Origin of the sequence: Pseudomonas sp. NDM, from assembly GCF_003105095.1 — a bacterium.
Taxonomy (GTDB): Bacteria; Pseudomonadota; Gammaproteobacteria; order Pseudomonadales; family Pseudomonadaceae; genus Aquipseudomonas; species Aquipseudomonas moraviensis_A.
In genome coordinates this window covers 65,169-82,314 of sequence record NZ_QETJ01000001.1, presented here as the reverse complement: position 1 = coordinate 82,314, position 17,146 = coordinate 65,169, and the positions used below count along the sequence as shown (strand labels likewise).

The following is a 17,146-nucleotide window of genomic DNA, read 5'->3' as shown; positions in this document are numbered from 1 at the left end:
CCTCATGTCCGCCATCACCACAGACCTGCCCGCCCTCGCCCAATCGATCAAGGATTGGGGCCGCGAGCTGGGCTTTCAGCAAGTCGGCATCAGCGGTCTGGATCTGGCCGAGCATGAGCAGCACCTCGCGCGCTGGCTCGAGGCCGGCTACCACGGCGAAATGGACTACATGGGCGCCCACGGCAGCAAACGCTCGCACCCCGAAGAGCTGGTACCGGGCACGCTGCGCGTGGTCTCGCTGCGCATGGACTACCTGCCGGGCGATACCGAAATGGCCAAACGCCTGGGTGAACCGGAAAAAGCCTACGTGTCGCGTTATGCCTTGGGCCGCGATTACCACAAATTGATCCGTAAACGTGTGCAGCAATTGGCCGACAGGATTCAGGCGCAGATCGGCCCGTTCGGTTTTCGCGCCTTTGTCGACAGCGCGCCGGTGCTGGAAAAAGCCATCGCCGAGCAAGCCGGGCTGGGCTGGATCGGCAAAAACACCCTTGTACTGAATCGCAAGGCAGGCAGTTATTTCTTCCTCAGCGAGCTGTTCGTCGACCTGCCGCTGCCGGTGGACGAACCGCATAGCAGCGAGCATTGCGGCCGTTGCACTGCGTGTCTGGACATCTGCCCGACCAACGCCTTCGTCGGCCCGTACGTGCTGGATGCGCGGCGCTGCATTTCCTACCTGACCATCGAACTGAAAACCGCCATCCCTGCAGACCTGCGTCCATTGATCGGCAATCGCGTATTTGGCTGTGATGACTGTCAGATCGTCTGCCCATGGAACCGCTTCGCCAAGCCCTCCGGGGAAGGCGATTTCAAGCCAAGGCACAACCTTGACAACGCCGAGCTGGCCGAGCTGTTTTTATGGGATGAAGAGACGTTCCTGAGCAGTACCGAAGGCTCGCCGTTGCGGCGGGCGGGGTATGAGCGCTGGTTGAGGAATCTGGCGGTAGGACTGGGCAATGCGCCTTCAACGATTCCGGTGCTGGAAGCGTTGAAGGCGCGACGGGATCATCCGTCAGAGTTGGTCAGGGAACATGTGGAGTGGGCACTGGAACGGCACTCCAGACCTTCAAACCTATAAATGGCAAACAAAGTACTCAGGTTGCTCACGTCCGAGCTGTATCCATATTTCCCGCCGCTCTTATTCTTGCGGAAGTTTGCCCGGGAGACCAATGGCCGCCCGACTGAAGGACTTTGCAAACTCTCGTTGCACTATCCTCCAGAAGATAAATACGATGCCCGCCTCCAGTGATCTTCGTCATATAAACATGCGTTAACTTTCTGGTTTGGCTGTATTTGGCTAGTTCCGAGTACGCAAGACCCGCCTCCCCAGCTGCTTGGCGGGCAGACTTATTGCTTTCAATGAGTTTGTAGAAATCGTCTGCCTTCTTCCGATAATTATCGTAGACGGGGGCGCTGAACACGTCATCCGTCCCGGTGGCCCTGACCAATTGCCAAGGTTCATCTGCCACTGCCTCCACGGGAGCATTGGCTTTTTTGGCCGCAGCCTTGGCGCCTTTTCCACCCTTCTTTAAATATTTCCCCGCTTTTCCTGCGCCCCTGCCACTGAGTCCTTGGCTAAAAGCTGAAGCCATCTTCCTGCCCGCATTCACAGCAGCTTTTGCACCCGCCGCCAAACCTGCACCGAGCGAAGCCAGCCCGAGACCGAAACTGATCCAGCCCAATATCTCGCCTGCTTGAGAATCCGGTGCCAGCTCATTGACCACTTCACTGGCAATACCCGCCAGGCCTGAAGTCACGGCCAGCCCCAGCGCCGCCACTGCCCATGGCGTCGCGGCGCCCATCGTCAACACGCTGGCAACGATCCCGAGAATACTGAGGCCGATGCCCAATATCGATTGCCAGGAGATATGCCCGGTAGGGTCGACACGATTGACAGGATCGCCCAGGCAATAACTGTAGGCATTCAATCCGCCCGCGCCGAACGGACTCATGCTGTCGGGGGCGAGGAATCGCATCAATGTCGGACTATAGGCCCTGTAACCGTTACCCAGCAGATACAGCCCGGTCACCGGATCCAGCTGCTCGCCGTTGAACCCCGCCAGGCTGAACAAACCACCCTCGGCAGGACGATGGCCGTAAGGGCTGTAGGCGCAATCGGTGAGCTGTTCCTTGCCCAGCGTTGCCAGCACGCTTTGCTGCTGATCGGTCCGAAATAGCTGCGCGCCAGCGTGCAAACCAAATTGCTGTTGGCCCACCAGCGCGCCACCGTGACGCACAACACTGGATGAATTTTCACCACTCACCTCATTGGCGACCCGGCCTGCGTGGTAGTAACGCTGCACAGTTGTCTTTTCGGGTTGCGACAGTTCAACCAGATCGTCGAAACCGTCGTAATGGTAGCCACGAATGACTGATCCCCCTGCGCCGGACAATTGCTCAAGACGTCCGAAGGCGTCATAGGCCAGAGTCCGCGCCTGGTCGTCCTTGATCATCCTGCCGTTGGCGTCGTATTCCAGCGTCACTGCCGGTGGATAGTCGACATGGGAATGTTTGACTGCGCTGAGCTGGGCGGGATCGGGATTGTCATAACTGAACGTGGTCAGATTCACGCCCAGCGGGAACTTAGTCTGCACGGTGAGGATGTTATCCAGCGCATCGAAGGTGAACGTTTGCTGGACAATTTCCTTGCCATACGGATCGCGGGGCTTGTGGGTGCCGGCACAGTCGTACTGGATCAGACGCCCGCGCACATCGTAAGTGAATTGCTCGTCACGCAATAGTTGCGTGCCACGCCTGGAGACTTTCTGCGCCAGTTTGCCAGCCAGCGTGTAAGTCGACTCCAGGGTCTGGTCGGGCTGGCCCTGAATCTCGAATGTACGGCGGGTTTCGCGACCGACATCGTCATAGGCAAACCGGGTGATCATCTGACGCTTGATCGAGGTTTCTTCGGTTTTAGTCCAGTCCAGCATCCCCGTCTGTATGTTGTAGTGGAACTCGGTTTTCAGCGTGCCCTGCGAGGTGGATAGCAGGCGACCATGCTGATCGTATTCGGATGTGCTTTCGGCTCCGAGTACATCGACATGGGTGATCGGCCGCCCCTGCAGGGACCAGGTACGGGATGTTGCTTTCGTGACGGCACCAAGGGTCGTCGTTTCGGTTTTCACGCGCCCGGAAGGGTAATAGGTGAAACGGCGTTCCCTGCCGTTTTCGGTACAGGTCAAGGGATTGCCGCTGACGGGGTCATAAGTCATGGTCGTGACCAGCCCCCCCGCCTTGCGCTCAGTCAGCAAACCGCCCAGATCGCGCAAGTAAGTGAATTCGGTTTTCTGGCCATCAGCACTCTTGAACCACTGTGGCTGAGTGAAGCCCGCTTCATAGCCAGCCTCGGACTTTCGTCCGCCCACGGTACTTTGTATCAAACGACCCAGACCATCGTAGGCCTGCTGTCCCAACGCTTTGTCACCGACCTTGATGCCGATCGGCAGCCCTTCATCGCTATGTTCGGCGTAGTCGGTCACTACCTCACTGGCGTCAGGCAGGACGGTGCGAATTATCCGGTCAAAAACGTCGTATTCATATCGAGTGGTATTGCCGACGGGATCTGTCTCGCTGGTTGTGCGCCCGAATCCGTCATAGGTGTAAACGGTCTTGCCGAGACTCTTGTTCTTCAGATTGAAGCTCTCGACACTGAGCGGTTTACCGAAGTCGCTAATGACGGTGAGTGTCCTGCCCATCCCCTGGAGCCGGTTGGTTTGCTGGCGAAGGACCGGATCCATCTCGCTGTGTTCGATACGCCCATCGGCATGCAGCGTCTTGCAGACCTGGCCCCAGGAATCGAATTCGTAGCGGGTGCTGACCGGACACGGCTTGCCATCACGCCAATCCGTCAGCGTCGCTTTCACCTTATGACCGACCGAATCATGCAGGGCAGAATAAAGCGTGCGCGTCTGGATGAGACCGTCCTTGTCGGGATGATCGCAGTCCTTTTCCTGAACGGTGACTACCCGCTCCAGGCCGTCATAGGTCACTCTTTGCTCGCCGCCAACGGGATCGGTAGTCACCACGGTAGCCGGCTGCTGTTTGCTGGCGGCCAGATAGGCCCACCGGGTAGAGGCAGCATAGGGGGTGCCGGAAGCAACCGTTTTGCACACTGCGCGGCCGATCGCATCGTATTCATGCTCGATGCGCTCGCCCTCGACAGCGATTTCAGAGACCTGTAATCCGGTCAGCGTCGACAGCACCTTCTCACTGGCCTGTAGCGCGCCGTCAAATCCGCGTGTGCTGGACTTGACCCGCAACCTGTCACCCTCAAGCTCATAGGAAAACTCGGTAGAGGTTTTTTTATCATTCAGAATGATGCTTTGCTCTTTCGTGGCCCCGTGCTTGAGCGGGTCCTTGGGCGCGTCCAGGTAACTGCGTTCGGTTTTCGAACGCAAGACCTCAACACCTTCCACAACTTCGTAAAAACGCTCCTTGATCGGTAATACGGATGGCAGTTCCGCACCTTCCAACGCCGGGTGCAGGGCATAGTCGTAGTACGTGACCGTCGCAGCACCGCCCGACGCGGCAGCGGTGACCGTCCTTTTCCTTGGAAATCTGGAAAACCCCAGCGGATCCTCGGGGCAATTGTCGCCTCCGCTTGCCGGATGAAACTCCGTCGAAGTCGTCACCCCGCTCGGCTCGACATGCCTGATCAGGTTGCCTTCGCCATCGAACTCGGTGACGGTCGTTTCCTCGCGCTTCTGCTGAGTACGCCGATCGAGGTAAGTCACCGTCTGAACCTTCGGCAGGCGGAACTGCGCCAACTGCTCATTGAAAGGTTTGGCGACAGAACCGTGATACTCCGTGGCGGTGGCGATCTGGGCGTCGCCGCAGGTTGTAACCTCAGCCACCAACAGATGGAACTTGTTGTAGGTGCGTTTAATGCGGGTATGGACTTTGCCGCTCACCAGCAACTGCTCGTCCGAGGTGTAGACATAGTGACCGGGCGCCAGATAGAGCGGATCCAGATCATTGTCCGTGGCCGGGAGAAGGCCTTGTCCGAGAAAATTATGGTCGGAGTATGTGTATGCCCTGCAAAGCCGGGGCTGGCCACGTCCTGGATAAGCATCGTGAGCAATGACAAACGGGAGTGTCTTTTCCCCGTCATTGACGAAATGGTGACCCTGGCGCTTGTAGCGAATGATTTCTACGCCACGCAACGGGTTGACGACGCGCCACAAGTAGCTGGCCTCATCGATGATTTCATATTCCAGCTCCCAGCCGTTACCGACCGGAAGCTCGATGGCCGTTACCCGACTGTTTTTCAAGATCAACTTGTAGGTTGAACTGGACGAAGTGTCAGGATGCCGGGTCAATTTCACTTGACCTTCAGTGCGGGTAATTTTCAGCAGGCATCGTTTGGCATCACGGATTTCGGCCAGTCTGGGAAACTGATTGAATAATTCATGCGTGAGCGAAATGCTCACACCGTTCGCCGCGATTATTTTTTCCGCTACGGCGACCTGAGTGCCAGCCAGGACCTTGAGCAGTTCACGCCGACCATCCTTGTATCGAACTTCATAGCGCCCTGCTCCGGTCACCAATACCTTCGCCGTTTGCAGCTTCATTTCCCTGAACTTCAGACCGGTAGATGTTTCCACAGCCTTGTAGCGCTCACCGTTGGACAGCGTCATGACTTTGCTGAGCATGTCGTAATTGGTCATCGTCAAAGACCAGCCGATGCCGAAACCGGAGTCCGCCTGGTTGAGCGGATTGAAGCTCAGGGAAAGTGCAAATTCAGGACCGTTCAGATCCGACGAGTGCAACTTTCCCAAGGAAAAGGAGCTTGTGTACATGCCGGTGCGCGGGTCAACGCCTCCTGATACAAACTCACCAAAGTTGAAAGCGTTTGAATGAACAGCGGAAGATGAATTATTTGCCATTGAAAAACGTCCCTTTATTTCAAGATTGTGCTACTGGCAGATCAAAAAACGGCCAGCGAGAACCCGCTGACCATGCAGATGAAATCAGGCAGATTGTTTTGTCGAACGCTTCGATTCACCCAGAATGAAAGTTCGCTGCTCTATATCACCTTTGATACCAAGCCAGTGCTCCGTACCGAACTCATCAATAACGGCAACTTCGAAGGTTTCGCCGGTTGCCGGCTTCTCCTCTGTCTGCAGAGTCGTGCGCTGCACAAGAGTCAACACGCCCTGCACATCGTTAATCGGAAAGGTAATGTAACCGAGAGGAGTATTGACCGAGGCCGATCGTCCGTATATCGGCGCCAGATAACCATAGAAAGTTCTGCCGCCGCCACTGTAGTGGTTTATCGTGCCTGACGAGTACACCATCACTGCATCTTCAGCATCATACGGGTTAAGCTCTATATCGTTGCTATACCAGTCGAGCAGCTGAATCTGACGACCGTCAGCGTGAAGTCCGAGATGAAAATACTGAACGCGTTCCTCGTAGACTCTTTCGCTGAACGTGCCGTACTTGTGAAGAGAAAAACTACTCTGGTTATATTTTTTCGGCGGGATCGCCTCCAGTGTGACACTGCTGTCAAAACCAATTCCGTTACTTCGCAATACCACGTTATCCATAACGATTTCAGCGGCTACTTCCATGACACCAGGCCGGGTGGCCGAAACCCAAAACTGAAAAATCTGCACCGGATCAGAGTCGTTGCTTAACCGGTTATGCGTGGCACGTGGGATTTCGGTAATCCGCGGTGCCCCCCCTGACATTTCGTGGGCATAACGGTTTTCCTGCAACGAAACGCTCCAGGCCCCTTCCAGAGGCCGAGCACCGTTATAGTCAATAAGTCGCAGGGACTGTAAGGCGGGGTGCCCATGCAGTGATGCACCATCGCCGTTGTTATCGATCCCGTGCAGAAGCACCAACACGCGCACCTGCATACGTCCGTTGGCATACAGCACTTTATGCTGGCCCGACCTTGTGGCGTCGAGTTTTACCTCGATACGAGAAATACCAATATGATCATTAAACATTTAACAATACCTGGCTGACTGAAGATTTCGCCCTTTAAGGACTCAGCAAAGTATTGAGGCTAGATTTAAATAATAACAGCTGCGACATTAGACAAATTATGAGGAAGTAATATTTCAACATCACCTCCAACAACTCACATAAATACTAATATCTTCAAGAATCGTGAGTTTTATAACGCCGCCTGCAACAACTCCCCTGCCATCCTTTGGTTCTGGCACTCAATGATTGCTCCCCTCCCGACCTGACCGTCACAGAATCAGAAGCGGAGCCATCGAGTAGTCTATTTCTTGTCTGGCTATGTCAGCAAAACAAAGGAGTCGTTACTTTAACCAATATTCAGTCACTCTCTGAACCTGTCGAAAAACCGCTCTCCGAGGACTCACTATCGGAGTCGGACTGTAAAACTACATCCTCCGTATGGATTTCCACCTTTCGATCCATACTGGAATTTTCAAGATACTGACCAATCCGCTGCCTTGACGCGGCACTCAGCGGATTATTCAATAAACCGATGAACAGATCCTGGGTATCCGGAATCTCTAACAGTTCATATCCCACGTCTGAAATATTATTATCATGCAATGCCACGACACCCAGTTTCGTGAGCCGATCTATGCCTGAAGGAACGCTGGTAAGATTTGCGTTGCTCAGCATCAATCCGGTCAAGCCAGCCATGTAGCCTACATGCGGAGTAACTGTCAGAGGATTGTTTGCCAAATTCAAGCGGGTAAGCGTTTCAATTCTGGACAATCCTTCAACTGTGGCCTCGGATAGTGTCAGCGAGCACCCGTCCAGCGCAAGATCGCTTAACTGGCGCATTTGAAATATTCCTGACGGGAATTCCTCTGTCTTTATGCCAAAGACTCCCAAAGATTGAAGATTTGGAAAACTGTCAAGAAATGCACCTATCCGTGCTATCGGTTCATTTGCGGTCAATATCAACTCTGTTACATATTCAAACCGGCTGGACAACCTTGGTAATTCACCCGAAAAATCAACGTAGTGAGAAAAATGATCGTCTCCCTCGTCCCACTTCGAAACCGACTTGCGTTGCCAGATAGCTTGCAACTTTGTGCTGAATTGCTCGCGAGCCTGGCGCTGTCCGGCGGGTGTCGGCGCGCCTTCTGGTTGCGCTGTCGGTGTATGGGGTAATGTCCCTTCGGCCGTCCATACCGCCAATTCCTCACGCAACGTCGCAAGCTCTGTTTCCAGGCGAAACAAAACGTCTGATGAATCACTCTTCAAGCGCTCAGTGATAAATGCCGTCACCTCCTCATCTGGAAGATGCGGATATAGATTACGTACGCGCTCTACAACGGAATTGGGCGATAGCAGGTTGTCGTCACCTCCCCCTCGCAGATGCCCCGTTTGCCCATATCGCGCGATGGCTGGATCGGCGGTAACCGGAAGCGTCGGCAGCCCCAGCAATTCGTTCACGGCATGGTGCGACGGCAACGGCAGTGCACGGATCAGCTGCTGCAGCGCCGCACCCCCGCCTTCTGTCACACCCAGCAAACGGCGATGCCCGGGCAACAACACAAGCCAGATGGCTGAATACAGATCCTTCGAGCCCTCAGGTATTTGGGCGTCGCTGCTTTGGATGACATAGCCATCATCCTCACGAATCAGTATGTGACGAAACGGCGACCGGGCGTCGCCGCTAGTGCTGAGCACAGGCCCGTCCCCAGCCCCCTGGCGAATCTCGAAAGCAATCTGCCGCGGCCAGTTCGCGAGATTTCCGAGCATATGCAGCACTAGCCGATCACTGTCCAGATTGGATACCGCCTCCAGATAAATACCTTCCCTGGCCCTCGCCAGGCGAATATCCCGAAGCGCCACCAGTGCCTCTTTCGCCACTCGCTGTGGCATGCCAGGCTGGTTGTGCATATGTAAACGCTCGGCGGCGCTCATGTTGCGCCATATCGCCAGTGCAGCCGTTTTCGGTAGATTTGGAAATACCCGGCGCATCCGTAAAGTATGTTCATCGCAATTGGCTTCAAATGCGTCTTCCAGTTCCTTGAACCTCGTAAACCGCTCAGGTGCGGCCCCGCGTCCCTGCGCCTGAATCTTCTGATCAAGTTCGAAGCGCCTGATGGTGTCCTCAAGTAAAAACGGCGCAGGACGATCATTAATGAGCACATCGCGCAGGACGACTTCATCGACGCCACTCACTGCCAGCAGGCGTGCAACCGTGGCGTCGGAAAACTGCGCCACAGAACGACCCATCCGGCGGAAAAGTTGTGCGGTTTGTACTGATATTGAATCGGTGACGGTGCTGAAATCGCTGTCAAGCGGGCCCCAGAACCGGCCCTCGCTGTCGGGTTTCATCAGCGGGCCGGAAGGGTCGAGTTCACTGGCCAGCGTGGCACGAAACAGGCCACTCTCGACATCCAGCACCACTTGCACCATATGGTCATCGTCTACGGCAACATACTGACGCTGCTTCACGATCCGCATGCCTTGCGCATCGAACTCGCCGAGTTTTTTGGGTGTGGGTATCCAGTAATCTGCCAGTGAAGACTTCGCGACGTGCATCGTGAGTTCATTGATCACGGAAGAGCTCGGGTTCACGCTCACCCAGATCTCTGGCGTCAATGCGGCCGGGTCAGGCGCCAGAGAAGGATGCGCGGGTTCCAGGCGGCGCGGGATGGGCAGAGCCGGCGTTGATGAAGAAACGGAGGATGACCAGTGAGCATCCTCTACGCTGAAATCGGGGGTTTTGGTTGGGGCGGGTACAGGTTTGACTCTGGGCGGTTTGCCAGTCATGACTACTCATCCTTGATATATGGGTGTGTTGGCCCTCGCATAGCTGGAGGGCCAACGCTAGATATAAATAACAGCACGTTCGGTGCGATTACCTGATAACTGAACACCGCAGCTTATCGGTAGTCGTCATGCCAAAAAGCATATATATATCTATTCCATCCACCGACATTGCATCAGTGGAGACTCAACCTCGCTCCAGGTATAAATTACGCTCGTAGAAGTTCACGCGAATCGCCAGCCTATGCTCCGTGCCGTGTTCATCAATGGCCAGAAAATAAAGTTTATTTCCGTATTTGAATGCTTTTCCGATTTTCGAGTATTCCGACAGCGCTTGTACGACGGTAAACTCGCCGTCGCTCTGAACCCTGACAGTATAATTCTCGTCCTCCCAGGTATGGGCGTCGGGGAAAAAAGCGAATACAAAAGGATCACCTTTAACCGGCAAGGACACTGTCACCTCACGGGTTTCAGGGCTGGCAAGAATGACCTTCATATAATTGGTTTTGCTTTCATTAAGCCTGTTACCCCCCGCAAAATCATGATCAGACCCTTTCTCTATACCGTCTACAACCCAATCAACCAGCTTGATCTGCTGCCCCCGCGGATACAGTCCCAGACGATAGCTCCAGATCCGATTACCCGGCAACTCGTCGCCGCGCCGGGTTTGATACCAACGAAATTCTTCCATGGAGTACGCCGAAGGGGGTTGTGCTTCGATGGTTACACTGCTGTCCTGGACACTGGAAAGTGTGGTTCCGTTGCTGAGAATCCTCTCACCGTTCAGAGACAGACGCGCGCCAATCCGGGTGGTCCCGGCGCTGGACGTGGATACCCAGAACGTGCGCACCTGCGGATGGGCACTATCATTTTCCAGATCATCGTCGTGAACCTCTGAGGCAGTGAGTGAAGGCCTTGCCTCAAGGGTAAAGCGACCTTGCACAGTGCTCGCGGCCCAGCCGTCGCGCAACGTATTGCCGGTGCTGTAATGAATGAGCTCGATACTGTCCATTACATCAGCCGGTACGTGCATGGTATTGCCGTCGGCGTCTACCCCGGTAACCAGAACTTGAACCTTGACCTGCATCCGGCCATTACCGAACAGTGTTTTGCTGCGAGTACTGTCATTGGCGTCGAACTTGACGCTTAAACGGGCGAGGCCTGTAAGTACTGGCGCAATTGTTTGGTGACCGTGTGTAGCGTCCATGCTTTCACTCATGATGCATTTCCTTGAAAAGTTGTATTTGAATATTGACATCGAAAAGATGCCAACAAAAAAACTACAGACCCTTCAAATAAACAGCAAAGCGAAAAATGTAAGAAACATACACTTGCAAGTCCATGGTGATTTACCGGACTTTATTCGACAGGCCAATATTCCCTGCAAAGTTATTAATGCTCGTCGTTATAAACGAATTTTGGCATTTCCCAATGGAAACGGATGGCAAGCAGACGTAACAAAAACCCGCCGAATAGTGTGATCAAAATGGCTTGTTCGCTCGGCACATTCAAATAAAGACACAGCATGTAGCACCACGCGGCAGCGAAGGAGACACTCGCATACAGTTCGCGCCGAAAAATCAGCGGAATGTCGTTGCAGAAAATATCCCGCAGGATGCCGCCGAATACCCCGGTGATCACGCCGCTGACCGAAGCCACCAACATGCCATGGCCCATTTCCAGAGCGGTCATGCAGCCGATCAGCGTAAACGCCACCAGACCGACAGCGTCGAGCACCAGGAACAGCGAGCGCAGATGGCGCATCCAGCGCGCGGTGAATACGGTGAACATTGCCGCAACCGAGGTCAGCACCAGGTATTCCGGGTGCTTGACCCAGGTCAGCGGATAATGCCCAAGCAGCACATCACGCACTGAGCCACCGCCCAACGCCGTGATGCAGGCAATCAGCACCACACCGAACCAGTCCATGCCGCGACGACCGGCAGACAGCGCGCCAGTCATGGCTTCAGCGGTGATGGCAATCAGATAGAGCATCAGCAACATGGGGGCAATCCTGGCAGTGAGGCGCGCAGTTTAGCCACTAGGCGCCGGCACCGACAGAGATGACGCTAAGCTCGCTCCGATTCAAAGCCGCCGTCACGGGTGACGGAACGGAATGCCGGCGGTGGGATTTCAGAAAAAATGAAGTATCAACCGCGTTCCAGCCTGAAGCTTCGTTCTTTGAAGTCAGTGCGGATAGCCAACTTATGCTCAGTGCCGAATTGATCCAGAGCGGTGAAGCGAAAAACTTCCCTGTCCGGGCGAAGCAGAATTCCTGCCTGAAACACTGCATTCCATGCTTCGACTTTATTACCGAAAGCAAATACCACATTCTTTACCGGACCTTCAGCAATCCAGTCCACCAACTTGACTTGCTGCGAATGGGGATACAGGCCGAGATAGTATTTGTAAATACGTTGATTCCTGAATCCGCCGTCGTACCAGACATCTTCCCAACGGAATTGCTCAATCGCGTAGGTGACCGGCAGGATGGCTTCAATGCTGATACTGCTGTCATGCCTGCTCGACAGCGTTGTCCCATTACTGCGGATGACGGTGTCAGCAAACTTTAATGGAAGCACCGATCTGAATGGTTTCAACATTTTCGCTGCAAACCCAGAACGTGCGTACCCGGCGCTGGTCCGAGGCACAGGAGCCACCTGTGGCAGCTCCTGCACAACACCATCAGAACTTGATGAAATGCTTACGGTAATGCTGCAACTCGGCGATGGATTCGCGAATGTCGTCCAGCGCCAGGTGCGTGCTGCCCTTCTTGAAGCTGTCACGCACGTCCGGCGCCCAGCGCGCGGCCAGTTCCTTGAGTGTGGAAACATCGAGGTTGCGATAGTGGAAGTAGCTTTCCAGCGCCTTCATGTGGGTGTAAAGGAAACGACGGTCCTGGCAGATGCTGTTGCCGCAGATCGGCGACTTGCCCTTCGGCACCCATTGTTCCAGGAAGGCGATGGTTTCGGCTTCGGCCTCGGCCATGCTGATGCGGCTCTCGCGCACACGCTGGGTCAGGCCGGAGTTGCCGTGAGTGCGGGTGTTCCACTCATCCATGCGCGCAAGGACTTCGTCGCTGTGATGGATGGCGATTACAGGACCTTCAGCCAATGTGTTCAGCTCACTGTCGGTGACGATGGTAGCCATTTCGATGATCACGTCGTTGTCCGGGTCCAGACCGGTCATCTCCAGGTCGATCCAGATCAGGTTCTGCGGGTTTTGCATATTCGGGCTCCTAGGCAATGCTGCGCAGTTTAGCCTAGGCCGGTGGCCGGGCGTGCTAAACTCGCGGCCGTTTTACCTAATCGCTGCATTCTTCAGACGGAACACCCATGGCCAAACGCCAACTCAATCGTCGTCAAAACTGGCGCATCGAAAAGATTCAGGGCGAGCGCGCCGCACGCGCCGCCAAACGCGAGTCCTCGGCGGTCGAAGCCCTCGAGGGCGGTGACCTCGGCCCTGAGCAACACGGCCTGGTGATCGCTCACTTCGGTGTACAGGTCGAAGTCGAGGCCGTTGACGGCGAACTCGCCGGTCAAGTGTTCCGCTGTCACTTGCGCGCCAACCTGCCGGCGCTGGTGACTGGCGACAAAGTCGTCTGGCGCGCCGGTAACCAAGGCATCGGCGTGATCGTCGCGCAACTACCGCGCAGCACTGAACTGTGCCGCCCGGACAGCCGTGGTCAGCTCAAGCCGGTTGCCGCCAACGTCGACATGATCGTCATCGTTTTCGCGCCGCTGCCCGAGCCCCACGCCAACCTGATCGACCGCTATCTGGTTGCCGCCGAACATGCCGGCATCCGCCCGCTTCTGCTGCTGAACAAATTCGATCTGATCGACGAGCAGAACGCCCCGGCGCTCAACGCGTTGCTGGCGGTGTATCGCACGCTGGGTTACCCGGTGCTGGAAGTTTCGGCGCACCACGGCGACGGCATGGAACAGCTGCAAAAGCAGCTCGACGGGCGCATCAGCGTATTCGTCGGCCAGTCCGGCGTCGGCAAGTCGTCGCTGGTCAACAGCCTGCTGCCGGAAGTCGAAACCCGTGTCGGGCCGTTGTCCGAGCTGTCCGGACAGGGCACGCACACCACCACCACCGCGCGTCTGTTCCACTTCCCCGGCGGCGGCGAACTGATCGACTCCCCGGGCATCCGCGAATTCGGTCTCGGCCACGTCAGCCGCGCCGATGTCGAAGCCGGTTTCATCGAGTTCGACGACCTGCTCGGCACCTGCCGCTTCCGCGACTGCAAGCACGACCGCGAACCGGGTTGCGCGCTGCTCAAGGCGCTCGAAGACGGCCGCATCCAGCAGCAGCGCATGAACAGCTACCGCTCGATCATCGCCAGCCTGCCTGAAAACGGCTATTAAACAGCCGCGCCGGCAGCCCTGCGCCATGGGCCGCCGGCTGTCGGATCGCATCTGACACAATCACGCCCTTTTTAAACATCAGCCCTGTCTGTAGGCTTTTGCGCGCCTGCCTGCAGGACCTTTCTGTTTTGCCGCGCGGACCTTGTAGGTCTTTACCAGCGGTCTACATTCGTTTCCTCCTTCGCTTACTGCGATCCAAGAGGAATCCAATGCAAAGCTGTCATTCATTCATCAGCCAATCGTCTCGCATCGCCCACGTGTGCAATCCCCACAGAATCGTCAGCGCGAACAGCCTGCACACGGTGGTGTAACCATGCGCAAGGCACTGTTTATCGGCATCAATGACTATGCGCATATTTGCGGGTTGAGCGGCTGTTGCAACGACGCCATGGCCATGGCGTCGGTACTCAAAACCAACGCCAATGGCGACCCCAATTTCAAGAATGTCGTGTTGACGTCCGCTGAGGACTATCTGAGCCGGGAGAAAATCGAGGACCAGATCCGCGAGTTGTTTTCCGGCGACAGCAACGTCGCTCTGCTGTACTTCGCCGGCCATGGTGATTTCGACGCCGACAGCGATGAAGGCATGCTGATCCCCCAGGATTACCGTACCCCCAAGGACGGCATCCGCATCAGCGACATTCTCAACTGGGCGGACAAAGCCACGCGGATCAAAAACAAAGTGATCATCCTCGACTGCTGCCAGAGCGGCTCGGCCGGCGAAGTGCGCGCCTTGCGCAGCGAGAGCAGCATGGTCGGCGAAGGCATGAGCATTCTCACCGCTTGCAAAAAAACCGAGCCGGCCATGGAGGGCGCGCAGCATGGCGTATTCACCGGCCTGCTCCTGCAAGCGCTGCATGGCGGCGCGGCGAACATCCTCGGCAAGATCACCCCCGGCAGCCTGTATTCCTTCGTGGACAACGCCCTCGGCCCCTGGGAACAGCGTCCGGTGTTTAAGACCAATGTGTCGCAGTTCATTTCCCTGCGCGAAGTCTCGCCGCTGATCCCCAAGGACATCCTGCGCAAATTGCCGGACTGGTTCGCCGAAGCCGAATCGGTGTTCCCGCTCGATCCCAGCTATGAGCCGACTGAAAAGGCGTTCGTGCCCGAGCATGGCGAGGTCTTCGCCCAGTTGCAGAAGTGCAACCGCCACAGCCTGATCGAACCGGTCGACGCCGAGCACATGTATTACGCCGCGATTCACTCGACCGGCTGCCGCCTGACGGCGCTCGGCGCCTATTACCGCGAACTCGCCCTCAAAGGACACTTCTGATGCCCGTCTTTATCAGCTACCGCCATATGGATCGCGCTCATGCGATTGCCATCAACACCCGCCTGACTCAGGCGAAGATCAGGACTTACCTGGACGTGCTCGATCCGGAATCGCAGACCACCGACGACATCACCGGGGTCATCACCCGCAACATCACCGAATGCACGCATTTGCTGGCGGTGGTGTCGGAGAGGACAGCGCTGTCGTGGTGGGTGCCGTTTGAGATTGGCGAGGCGACGATCAGCAACCGGCGGATCTGTACGTTCAAGACCGGGCCGGCGGAGCTGCCGATCTATCTGGACAAGTGGCCGAAGCTGAGTACCGCTAGCGATCTGGATTTCTTTATCGAGGCGTATCGGGATGAGGTGTCGAACCAGCGCTCGATGACGCTGGACTCGATCAGCGAGTCGGTGAAAGGGGCCTACAAGCGTGATGCAGAGATGTTTCATGAACAGTTGAAGAATCGGATTCGTCGTGGGTTCTAGAACGCCGTCACGTCTGAAAAGCCCCTCACCCTAACCCTCTCCCAGAGGGAGAGGGGACTGACCGTGTCGCGTTCAAGAATAACGTCGACTTGAAATTACTCAGTCGAACTCAGGTTTTGGCCCCCCGGAAATCGGCTCCCTCTCCCTCGGGAGAGGGCTGGGGTGAGGGGCAGAGGTCTGTCTGGTTACACAACTCTCAAGCCGAAAAAAAATCCTGACAAAAAAGCCGACATCACTGTCGGCTTTTTTGTCACTTACTGCTTCGGCGCAGGCGCTGGCGCAGCCCCACCCGGCTCAGCCGGCTTCGGTGCGGCGTCATCGAACAGATTCAAGCGTTCGCGCAACTCGTGAGCCGGCACTGGCTGCTTGTCCGCCGGCAATGCGTTCGGATCAACCGGGGCTGCCGGAGCAGCACCGTTCTGCCCCTGATCCGCCGGTTTCGCCGCCTCAGGACCCTGCGCACCTTCAATCGCCGCCTGGGCTTTTTTGGTCAGCACGACAATGTCGATCCGGCGGTTCACCGGGTTGAACGGGTTTTCCCGGTCGAACAATGCCGACGAGGCATAACCCACCACACGCGCCACTTGCGCATCCGGATAGCTGCCGGCGACCAAGGCACGACGAGCCGCGTTGGCACGGTTGGCCGAGAGTTCCCAGTTGCCGTAATCGCCAGTGCCGATGTATGGCTTGGCGTCGGTGTGGCCACTGATGCTGATCTTGTTCGGCACCGCTTTGATGGTGTCGGCCATGGCCAGCAGGATGTCTTCGAAGTACGGTTTCAGGCGCGCGGAACCGGAGTCGAACATCGGCCGGTTCTCAGCGTCCATGATCTGGATGCGCAAGCCGTTCGGCGTGATTTCGAAGAGGATCTGATCCTTGAATTTCTGCAGTTGCGGGTTCTCGTCGACCTTGTTCTGCAGTTCTTGCAGCAGCAGCTCGAGACGCTCCTTCTCGACCTGTTCGGCCATGCCTTCCACCTGTTCGGTGTCGACCGTGACCTTGTCAGGCTGCGGCTGCGACTTCACTTCCGGGTTGAGGGTATTTTCCGGCGCCAGGGTCGGCGTGCCACCGAGATCGATGATGTACGGCGTGCCGCTTTCGGAGAAGCCGACCGGGTCCTTGAAATAACCGGCGATGGCGATCTTCTGTTCCGGCGTGGCGGTGGACAGCAGCCACAGCACCAGAAAGAATGCCATCATCGCCGTGGCAAAGTCGGCAAAGGCGATTTTCCACGCCCCGCCGTGGTGCCCGGCGGCAATGCGCTTGACGCGCTTGACGATGATCGGCTGATTATTTTCCAT

The 17,146-nt window shown here is 56.3% G+C and carries 12 protein-coding genes; 4 read left to right on the top strand and 8 right to left on the bottom strand.

The window, feature by feature from the left end; translation table 11 throughout:
• Positions 1-4: 4 nt before the first annotated feature.
• Positions 5-1,078, top strand: coding sequence for a tRNA epoxyqueuosine(34) reductase QueG (queG, locus tag DCO47_RS00320; protein ID WP_116657190.1), 1,074 nt, complete (start codon positions 5-7; stop codon positions 1,076-1,078).
• A gap of 25 nt (positions 1,079-1,103) precedes the next feature.
• Here the strand turns inward: queG and DCO47_RS00315 are convergent, their stop codons facing one another.
• The 7 genes from DCO47_RS00315 to orn all read right to left on the bottom strand — a co-directional run bounded on the left by DCO47_RS00315 (position 1,104) and on the right by orn (position 12,948).
• Positions 1,104-5,885, bottom strand: coding sequence for an RHS repeat domain-containing protein (locus tag DCO47_RS00315; RefSeq protein WP_116657189.1), 4,782 nt, complete (start codon positions 5,883-5,885; stop codon positions 1,104-1,106).
• An 84-nt stretch (positions 5,886-5,969) separates the two neighbouring features.
• Complete coding sequence (locus DCO47_RS00310) at positions 5,970-6,956, bottom strand: hypothetical protein (RefSeq protein ID WP_116657188.1); 987 nt, start codon at positions 6,954-6,956, stop codon at positions 5,970-5,972.
• A 337-nt stretch (positions 6,957-7,293) separates the two neighbouring features.
• Positions 7,294-9,723 carry a DUF6543 domain-containing protein gene (locus tag DCO47_RS00305; RefSeq protein ID WP_133247381.1) on the bottom strand — a complete coding sequence of 810 codons (2,430 nt, stop codon included), beginning with the start codon at positions 9,721-9,723 and terminating at the stop codon, positions 7,294-7,296.
• Positions 9,724-9,907: 184 nt separating this feature from the next.
• On the bottom strand, positions 9,908-10,939 hold the full coding sequence (locus DCO47_RS00300; protein ID WP_116657186.1) for a hypothetical protein: 1,032 nt from the start codon (positions 10,937-10,939) through the stop codon (positions 9,908-9,910).
• Between the two features lie 173 nt (positions 10,940-11,112).
• A complete protein-coding gene (locus DCO47_RS00295; RefSeq protein WP_042607795.1) occupies positions 11,113-11,724 on the bottom strand; it encodes a trimeric intracellular cation channel family protein in 612 nt (203 codons plus the stop codon).
• A gap of 146 nt (positions 11,725-11,870) precedes the next feature.
• Complete coding sequence (locus DCO47_RS00290; RefSeq protein WP_064363118.1) at positions 11,871-12,380, bottom strand: hypothetical protein; 510 nt, start codon at positions 12,378-12,380, stop codon at positions 11,871-11,873.
• Between the two features lie 25 nt (positions 12,381-12,405).
• On the bottom strand, positions 12,406-12,948 hold the full coding sequence (orn, locus tag DCO47_RS00285) for an oligoribonuclease (protein ID WP_042607793.1): 543 nt from the start codon (positions 12,946-12,948) through the stop codon (positions 12,406-12,408).
• Between the two features lie 107 nt (positions 12,949-13,055).
• Between orn and rsgA the strand changes: the two genes are divergently transcribed.
• The 3 genes from rsgA to DCO47_RS00270 all read left to right on the top strand — a co-directional run bounded on the left by rsgA (position 13,056) and on the right by DCO47_RS00270 (position 15,845).
• Positions 13,056-14,087: a small ribosomal subunit biogenesis GTPase RsgA gene (gene rsgA / locus DCO47_RS00280; protein ID WP_024011360.1), complete on the top strand. Its 1,032-nt coding sequence runs from the start codon at positions 13,056-13,058 to the stop codon at positions 14,085-14,087.
• A gap of 313 nt (positions 14,088-14,400) precedes the next feature.
• Positions 14,401-15,360, top strand: coding sequence for a caspase family protein (locus DCO47_RS00275; RefSeq protein ID WP_116657185.1), 960 nt, complete (start codon positions 14,401-14,403; stop codon positions 15,358-15,360).
• Positions 15,360-15,845, top strand: a complete 486-nt coding sequence (locus tag DCO47_RS00270; RefSeq protein WP_042607791.1) for a toll/interleukin-1 receptor domain-containing protein — start codon at positions 15,360-15,362, stop codon at positions 15,843-15,845. Before DCO47_RS00275 ends, DCO47_RS00270 begins: the two co-directional genes overlap by 1 nt.
• 254 nt (positions 15,846-16,099) lie before the next feature.
• Here DCO47_RS00270 and motB read toward each other — a convergent pair whose 3' ends face one another.
• Complete coding sequence (gene motB, locus DCO47_RS00265) at positions 16,100-17,146, bottom strand: flagellar motor protein MotB (RefSeq protein WP_064363123.1); 1,047 nt, start codon at positions 17,144-17,146, stop codon at positions 16,100-16,102.